The following is a 7,798-nucleotide window of genomic DNA, read 5'->3' on the forward strand; positions in this document are numbered from 1 at the left end:
CATGACGAACAAACCATGGCTTTCACAGTATCCACCTGAAATTCCTGCGGTTATCGATTTTGTTCCGATCCCTCTTCAAGAATTTTTGACACGCACTGCGTCCAAGTATCCTAAAAAGAATGCAATTCACTTTTTAGGTAAAGACATTACGTTCGGAGAGTTTTACGAATCCTCTTTGAAGTTTGCGAACTATTTACGGAAACTCGGAATTGAAAAAGGCGATCGAGTGGCCATTATGTTACCGAATTGCCCGCAAAATGCCATTGCCTATTATGGGATCTTGTTTGCAGGTGGCATAGTCGTTCAAACGAATCCACTATACAAAGAGCGTGAAATTTCGTATTTGATGTCCGATTCAGGTGCCAAGGCAATTATTACCCTGGATTTACTCTTTCCACGAGTATCCTCAATTCTAAAAGAAACACAGCTGGAAAACATTATTGTAACTAGCATTAAAGACTACTTACCATTCCCGAAAAACGTCCTTTATCCTTTTATACAAAAGAAAGAAAACGGTATTGTAGTGAAAGTGGAACACCGAGGAATCCATCATCTATACACTGAAATCATGAAGTCGACACAAGCGGAATCGATTCAACTGGAATTTGACTTTGAAAAAGATATTGCTTTGCTACAATACACGGGGGGAACAACAGGACCTCCAAAAGGAGTCATGCTTACACACAAGAACCTGATCGCAAACGCGGAAATGTGCAACGCATGGCTGTACAAATCCAAAGATGGCGATGAAGTCGCAATGGGAATTTTACCGTTCTTCCATGTCTATGGGATGACGACTGTGCTCATATTCTCAGTCATGTGTGGAAACAAAATGGTATTGATCCCGAAATTCGATTTCAAGACAGCACTAAAAGAAATTGACAAACAGAAGCCTACGTTATTCCCAGGCGCACCGACAATCTATATTGGCTTGCTTAACCATCCAGATGTTGAAAAGTACGATTTATCGTCGATTAAAGCCTGTTTGAGTGGATCAGCTGCACTTCCAGTAGAAGTGCAAGAGAAATTTGAAAAAGTGACCGGTGGGAAACTGGTAGAAGGATATGGACTCACCGAAACGTCTCCAGTTGCGATTGCTAACTTTGTTTGGGAAGGTCAGCGGAAACGTGGTTCCATAGGTGTTCCATGGCCAAATACGGACGTCGCTATACTACCACCAGATTCTTCTATATCGATGAAACCAGGTGATGTAGGAGAGATTGCCATTAAGGGACCTCAAGTGATGACTGGCTATTGGAATCGCCCGGAAGAAACAAAAGAGTCGTTCCGTGAAGGATGGTTTCTAACAGGGGATCTTGGTTATATGGATGAAGATGGCTTCTTCTACGTAGTTGACCGGAAAAAAGACATGATTATCGCAAGCGGTTTTAATATTTCTCCACGAGAAATCGAAGAAGTATTATATGAAAACGAAGCGATTCAAGAATGTGTGGTCGCAGGAGTACCGGATCCTTATCGCGGGGAAACCGTGAAAGCCTATATTGTCTTAAAAGAAGGGTATTCACTGACAGAAGAAGAATTAGATACGTATTGCAGAGCAAATATGGCGTCATTCAAAGTTCCGCGGATTTATGAGTTCCGAGATGAGCTTCCGAAGACCGCTGTAGGGAAGATTCTACGAAGAGCTTTAGTGGATGAAGAGAAAAAGAAAGCAGAGCAGCAACAGCTTACATCCTAACTAAAAGGCTTGACTAAAAACTAAATAACTATTAATATGAAAATATGAATGAACCATCATTCATATTTTCTTTTTTATGGTGGTGAGAAAAATTGAAGCGTGAAAAACCGAAATATAAAAAAATAGTGGATGCTGCTGTGTCAATTATCGCGCAGAATGGGTACCACCAAGCACAAGTGTCAAAGATCGCAAAAGAAGCAGGCGTCGCAGATGGAACCATTTACTTGTACTTCAAAAACAAAGAAGACATCCTCATTTCGGTATTTCAAGAGAAGATGGCTGTTTTTGCAGACTACGTAAAAGAAATTCTAGAAATGGATTTATCCGCTTCCGACAAGTTGTTTAAAATGATCGAGAACCACTTTAAAGTGCTGCATGACGATCGCAACTTAGCCATCGTCACGCAACTGGAACTACGGCAATCCAGCAAAGAACTCCGTTTTCGTATCAATGAAGTACTAAAAGAATACTTAACTTTATTAGATGCATTGTTACGCGAAGGAATCGAAAGTGGGGAATTCTCTCCAGACCTCGACATCCGACTCGCTAGACAAATGGTATTCGGCACAATCGACGAAACCACAACATCCTGGGTCATGAACGACCAGAAATACGACCTACTCGAACTAGCCCCAAGAGTACACAAACTACTACTCTCTGGCATGAAAGGGTAACTTGTTTATCTTTAAGATTGAAGATTATTGTTTTGCTAATAAGAATCCGTTGATTGTAACGGAAGATGGCGACTCCGGAGGGATTAGCGAAGATCGAAGACCCTGGACTGAGCGAAGCGAAGGAAGCGGCTGAGATCGAGCCCCTCGGAAAGCGTCCATCTGGAGTGTAAATCAACCCAGTTAATCGACTATATGTAAACCAAATTGTCGCAACAAAGTGGAAAATCTTTATTTTTAATAAACTAGTATGCTATCATTGAAGGCGCTTCCATTTTACAAATCATCATAGCAAACCGTACTGAAAAAGGATGGGATGACATGGATTTTTTGAAAGTCTCAATTGACCAAGGGGTCGCCGTCGCAACAATCAACCGCCCCCCTGCAAACGCACTCTCAAGAGCGCTCATTCTAGAAGTTGGTGACTTACTAGAACAACTGAAAGACATCGATGAAGTACGAGTCATCGTCCTTCACGGAGAAGGCAAATTCTTCTCAGCTGGAGCAGACATTAAAGAATTCACAACGGTCACTTCAGGAGCAGAATTCTCAAAACTGTCAGCAGACGGTCAACGCATCTTCGAGAAGTTGGAAACCTATCACAAACCAGTGATCGCAGCCATTCATGGCGCAGCGTTAGGTGGAGGACTTGAGCTTGCAATGGCTTGTCACATGCGTTTTGTAACTGAAAACGCAAAACTCGGTCTACCAGAGTTACAGCTTGGCCTGATTCCTGGCTTCGCTGGAACACAGAGACTTCCAGGGTACGTAGGGAAAGCCAAAGCAGCTGAAATGTTGCTGACGAGCGATCCAATTACGGGACTTGAAGCTGTGAAATGGGGACTCGCGAACCGCGTCTTTGCTGAAGACGTGTTGCTATCCGAAACAATGGCGATCGCACACAAAATTGCTAAGAAGAGCCCGGTAGCTATGAAGGCAGCATTGGCAATGCTTCAATTCACCAAAGACGATTCTTATAATAAGGGCGTCGAGGCAGAAGCGAATTCGTTTGGCGAAGTATTTGTATCAGAAGATGCCAAAGAAGGCATTCAAGCATTTATAGAAAAACGTGAACCTAAATTTAATGGACGATAATACGTCAAGGAGGTCTGCAGTATGAACATTTATGCTTTAGTAAAACGTACATTTGACACAGAGGAAAAAATTGTTGTAAAAAATGGTGCCATTCAAGAAGACGGTGCGGAATTCATCATTAATCCATACGATGAGTATGCTGTTGAAGAAGCGATTCAGGTCCGCGATGAGCATGGTGGCGAAGTAACTGTCCTTTCACTTGGTGGAGAAGACGCTGAAAAGCAGCTCCGTACTGCACTTGCGATGGGCGCTGACAAAGCGGTATTGATCAACACGGAAGATGACCTGGAGGAGATGGATGAATTCTCAGCAGCTAAAATCATCTCTGAATACTTAAAAGACAAAGATGCTGATTTGATCATTGCAGGAAACGTTGCGATTGACGGAGGATCCGGTCAAGTTGGACCACGTGTCGCAGAACTTCTCGGCATTAACTATGTCACAACAATTACTGATTTAAAGATTGACGGAACTTCAGCAACACTTGTCCGAGACGTTGAAGGGGACTCTGAAACAATCGAAACTTCATTGCCACTTCTCGTAACAGCTCAACAAGGGTTGAACGAGCCTCGTTACCCATCACTTCCAGGGATCATGAAGGCGAAGAAAAAGCCTCTTGAGGAATTGGAATTGGATGATCTCGATCTTGATGAAGATGATGTCGAGGCAAAGACAAAGACAATCGACATCTTCATGCCACCTGAAAAGGCAGCAGGGCGAGTACTTGAAGGCGATATCTCTGATCAGGTAAGTGAATTGGTAAATTTATTGAACAAAGAAGCGAAAGTCATATAATACCGGCAATTTAAACCGTTCTAGGAGGGACTCTATATGTCTAAAAATGTATTAGTACTTGGCGAAGCTCGTGAAGGCGAACTGCGTAACGTCTCATTTGAAACGATTGCTGCAGCAAAAACAATTTCAGAAGGCGGAACAGTTACAGCTGTTCTCCTTGGTGACTCTGTTGAAAATCTAGCTCAAGAAATGGTTCAATACGGCGCAGATCGCGTTGTCACAGTTGAACATCCTCACTTGAAGCAATATACGTCAGATGCTTACAGCCAAGCGTTCATGGCAGTCTATGAGCAAGAGAAGCCAGACGCAATTGTGTTGGGGCATACTGCGATGGGGAAAGACCTTTCTCCAAAGCTTGCAAGTAAACTAAGCTCTGGACTTATCTCGGATGTAACTAAAATTGAAGGAGAAGGCGATGCAGCTGAGTTCATCCGCCCAATCTATTCAGGTAAAGCATTTGAAAAAGTTCAAAGCAAGGGTGGACTTCTATTCATCACGATCCGTCCAAATAACATAGAACCACTTGCGAAAGATGAAAGCCGTTCAGGCGACGTTTCATCATTGACAGTCGATATTACAAATCTTCGTTCTGTTATTGCAAACGTTGTTCGTAAATCTACTGAAGGTGTAGATTTGTCAGAAGCGAAAGTAATTATCGCTGGTGGACGCGGTGTGAAGAGTGAAGACGGATTTAAACCGCTTGAAGAACTTGCACACCTGCTAGGCGGAGCTGTTGGAGCTTCACGCGGTGCATGTGACGCGGATTACTGTGATTACTCTTTGCAAATCGGACAAACAGGTAAAGTAGTTACACCTGATTTGTACATTGCGGTAGGAATCTCAGGCGCAATCCAGCACATGGCTGGAATGTCGAATTCAAAAGTAATCGTTGCCATCAACAAAGATCCAGAAGCGAACATCTTTAAAGTAGCAGACTACGGTATCGTAGGCGACCTATTTGAAGTTGTGCCAATGATGATCGAAGAAGTTAAGAAACTAAAAGGTTCACCAGCTGTTTAATCAGTTGATGAAATAACGGTTCGATTTGAAAGAGCAGAAGTGGTTCCTTCACTTCTGCTCTTAAGTATGTGGAGATGAAATTGCGCTAGGAAGGTAGTAGGCAGATATTTCGCCTGTTGATTAGCTGCATGATATAATGACTTCATAGTTGTTACCTATAAAGGAGGACTTACCCAATGGCTATTTTGAATGCAACAGATGCAGATTTCACAGAGATAACTAATGATGGTGTAGTACTTGTTGATTTTTGGGCACCATGGTGTGGACCTTGTAAGATGATCGCTCCAGTTTTAGAAGAGTTGGATGGCGAAATCGAAGGGAAAGCAAAAATCGTTAAAGTAAACGTGGACGATAACCAAGAAACAGCAAGCAAGTTCGGCATCATGTCAATCCCAACATTGCTCGTTATGAAAAACGGCGAGACTGTTGATAAAGTGGTTGGCTTCCGTCCGAAAGAAGAACTCGCTAAATTGGTTGAGCAACACGCATAAGTTTACTATCTCAAACCGGGTCCCTTTTCTAGAGGAACCCGGTTTTTTTTGGCAGGTGATTTTAGATGAATGAATTGATCCAAAATAAGCTAGCAATCCTTCCTGATATGCCTGGCTGTTATATGATGAAAGACCGTCAAGGGACTGTGATTTATGTGGGCAAAGCGAAAGTTCTAAAAAACCGCGTCCGCAGTTATTTCACAGGCTCCCATGATGCGAAAACACAGCGACTTGTGACTGAAATCGAAGACTTCGAAACAATTATCACGTCTTCTGATATTGAAGCACTGATCCTCGAATTGAATTTGATCAAACAATACGATCCCAAATACAACATCATGTTGAAAGATGATAAAACGTATCCGTACTTGAAGTTGACTGCTGAAAGACATCCTAAACTAATTGTCACACGCATTGTGAAAAAGGATAAAGGACGATATTTCGGACCGTATCCGAACGTTACGGCAGCGACGGAAACGAAGAAATTATTGGATCGGTTGTATCCATACCGTAAGTGCCATACGCTTCCGGATCGTGTTTGTTTGTATTACCATTTAGGGCAATGTCTTGCACCTTGTGTGTACGATGTTCCTAAAGACACTTATAAAGAAATGACAGATGATATTGCTCGCTTCTTAAATGGTGGCTATAAGTCCATGAAAAAAGAGCTTACTCAAAAGATGAGTGATGCTGCTGAAAATCTCGAGTTTGAACGAGCAACTGAATATCGTGACCAAATCTCTAACATTGAAACCGTCATGGAAAAACAGACGATGACGATGCATGATTTCAAGGATCGAGATATTTTTGGCTATGCCGTTGAAAAAGGCTGGATGTGCGTTCAAGTATTTTTTGTGCGGCAAGGCAAACTTATTGAACGGGACGTCTCTCTTTTCCCGGTTTATCGAGATCCAGAAGAGGAATTGTTGACGTTCATTGGACAGTTTTATGGCAAACTATCGCATATTAAACCGAGTGAAGTGCTGTTGCCACCAGGAATTGACCGGGAGATCGTCGAACAATTGCTGGACGTACATGTATACATTCCTCAACGCGGAAAGAAAAAAGATTTGGTGCAGCTTGCAAATAAGAATGCATCCATTTCATTAAAACAAAAGTTCCAGTTAATCGACCGACAAGAAGAGCGGACGATTGGAGCTTGTGAAGAATTAAGCGATGCAATGAACATCTCAATTCCGCTACGCATCGAAGCGTTTGATAACTCACATACTCACGGAGTAGAGCCGGTTTCCGCCATGGTTTCATTTGTCGATGGAAAGCCGAATCGCAAAGACTATCGGAAATACAAGACGAAAACCGCGGCCGCGCATGACGATTACGGCGCTATGCGCGAAGTCATACGCCGACGCTATACGCGTGTCCTAAAAGACAATTTGCCATTACCTGATTTAATTGTTATTGACGGTGGGAAAGGGCAGATGGGCATTGCGCGTGAAATCATTGAAGATGAATTAGGGCTATCCATACCGATAGCGGGGCTTGCAAAAGATGATAAACACCAAACTGCGCAATTACTATATGGGTCACCACCTGAGCTTATCCCGTTAAAGCGTTCCAGTGAAGCTTTTTATTTACTTCAACGAATCCAAGATGAAGTCCACCGTTTCGCAATTACGTTTCACAGGCAACGTCGCGACACAGGTTCTCTTGTATCAGCGCTCGATGGATTGCCGGGAGTTGGTCCCAAGCGTAAGCAGAAATTACTGAAACACTTTGGTTCTGTGAAGAAAATTAAAGCTGCAACGAAAGAACAGCTTGTCGAAGCAGGGCTCCCTAAAGTTGTTGCGGAGTCTGTAGTTGAATATTTTGCAGAAAAGAACAAGAGCGCAGAACAAGCGAAAGAGTAAAAGAACGGGTCCACTTGGGCCCGTTCTTTTTCATGAAGTGGACAGGTTTATTTCTACTAAAAGGCGTCGCGAAGGAGGAGTGCTCATAAAACAGGGGAAGTGATCATAAATCTTAGAATGTGCTCATAAAACTGGAATTGTGGTATTCCGTCAAGAAAG

The 7,798-nt window shown here is 42.8% G+C and carries 7 protein-coding genes; all 7 read left to right on the plus strand.

Going from position 1 to position 7,798, the window contains the following annotated elements; genetic code table 11:
- Position 1 precedes the first annotated feature (1 nt).
- Positions 2–1,699 carry a long-chain-fatty-acid--CoA ligase gene (locus RL70_RS16155; protein WP_039044428.1) on the plus strand — a complete coding sequence of 566 codons (1,698 nt, stop codon included), beginning with the start codon at positions 2–4 and terminating at the stop codon, positions 1,697–1,699.
- A gap of 92 nt (positions 1,700–1,791) precedes the next feature.
- A complete protein-coding gene (locus RL70_RS16160; protein WP_025783266.1) occupies positions 1,792–2,373 on the plus strand; it encodes a TetR/AcrR family transcriptional regulator in 582 nt (193 codons plus the stop codon).
- A gap of 318 nt (positions 2,374–2,691) precedes the next feature.
- The gene (locus RL70_RS16165) at positions 2,692–3,465 is read left to right on the plus strand and encodes an enoyl-CoA hydratase (protein WP_039044429.1); all 774 of its coding nucleotides are present in this window, start codon (positions 2,692–2,694) and stop codon (positions 3,463–3,465) included.
- 21 nt (positions 3,466–3,486) lie between these two features.
- The gene (locus tag RL70_RS16170) at positions 3,487–4,260 is read left to right on the plus strand and encodes an electron transfer flavoprotein subunit beta/FixA family protein (protein ID WP_039044430.1); all 774 of its coding nucleotides are present in this window, start codon (positions 3,487–3,489) and stop codon (positions 4,258–4,260) included.
- A gap of 36 nt (positions 4,261–4,296) precedes the next feature.
- On the plus strand, positions 4,297–5,280 hold the full coding sequence (locus tag RL70_RS16175; RefSeq protein ID WP_039044431.1) for an electron transfer flavoprotein subunit alpha/FixB family protein: 984 nt from the start codon (positions 4,297–4,299) through the stop codon (positions 5,278–5,280).
- A 176-nt stretch (positions 5,281–5,456) separates the two neighbouring features.
- Positions 5,457–5,771: a thioredoxin gene (gene trxA, locus RL70_RS16180; RefSeq protein ID WP_025783270.1), complete on the plus strand. Its 315-nt coding sequence runs from the start codon at positions 5,457–5,459 to the stop codon at positions 5,769–5,771.
- Between the two features lie 65 nt (positions 5,772–5,836).
- A complete protein-coding gene (uvrC, locus tag RL70_RS16185; protein ID WP_039044432.1) occupies positions 5,837–7,639 on the plus strand; it encodes an excinuclease ABC subunit UvrC in 1,803 nt (600 codons plus the stop codon).
- The last annotated feature ends 159 nt before the right edge of the window (positions 7,640–7,798 follow it).

Source organism: Sporosarcina sp. ZBG7A, assembly GCF_000813425.1.
Taxonomy (GTDB): domain Bacteria; phylum Bacillota; class Bacilli; order Bacillales_A; family Planococcaceae; genus Sporosarcina.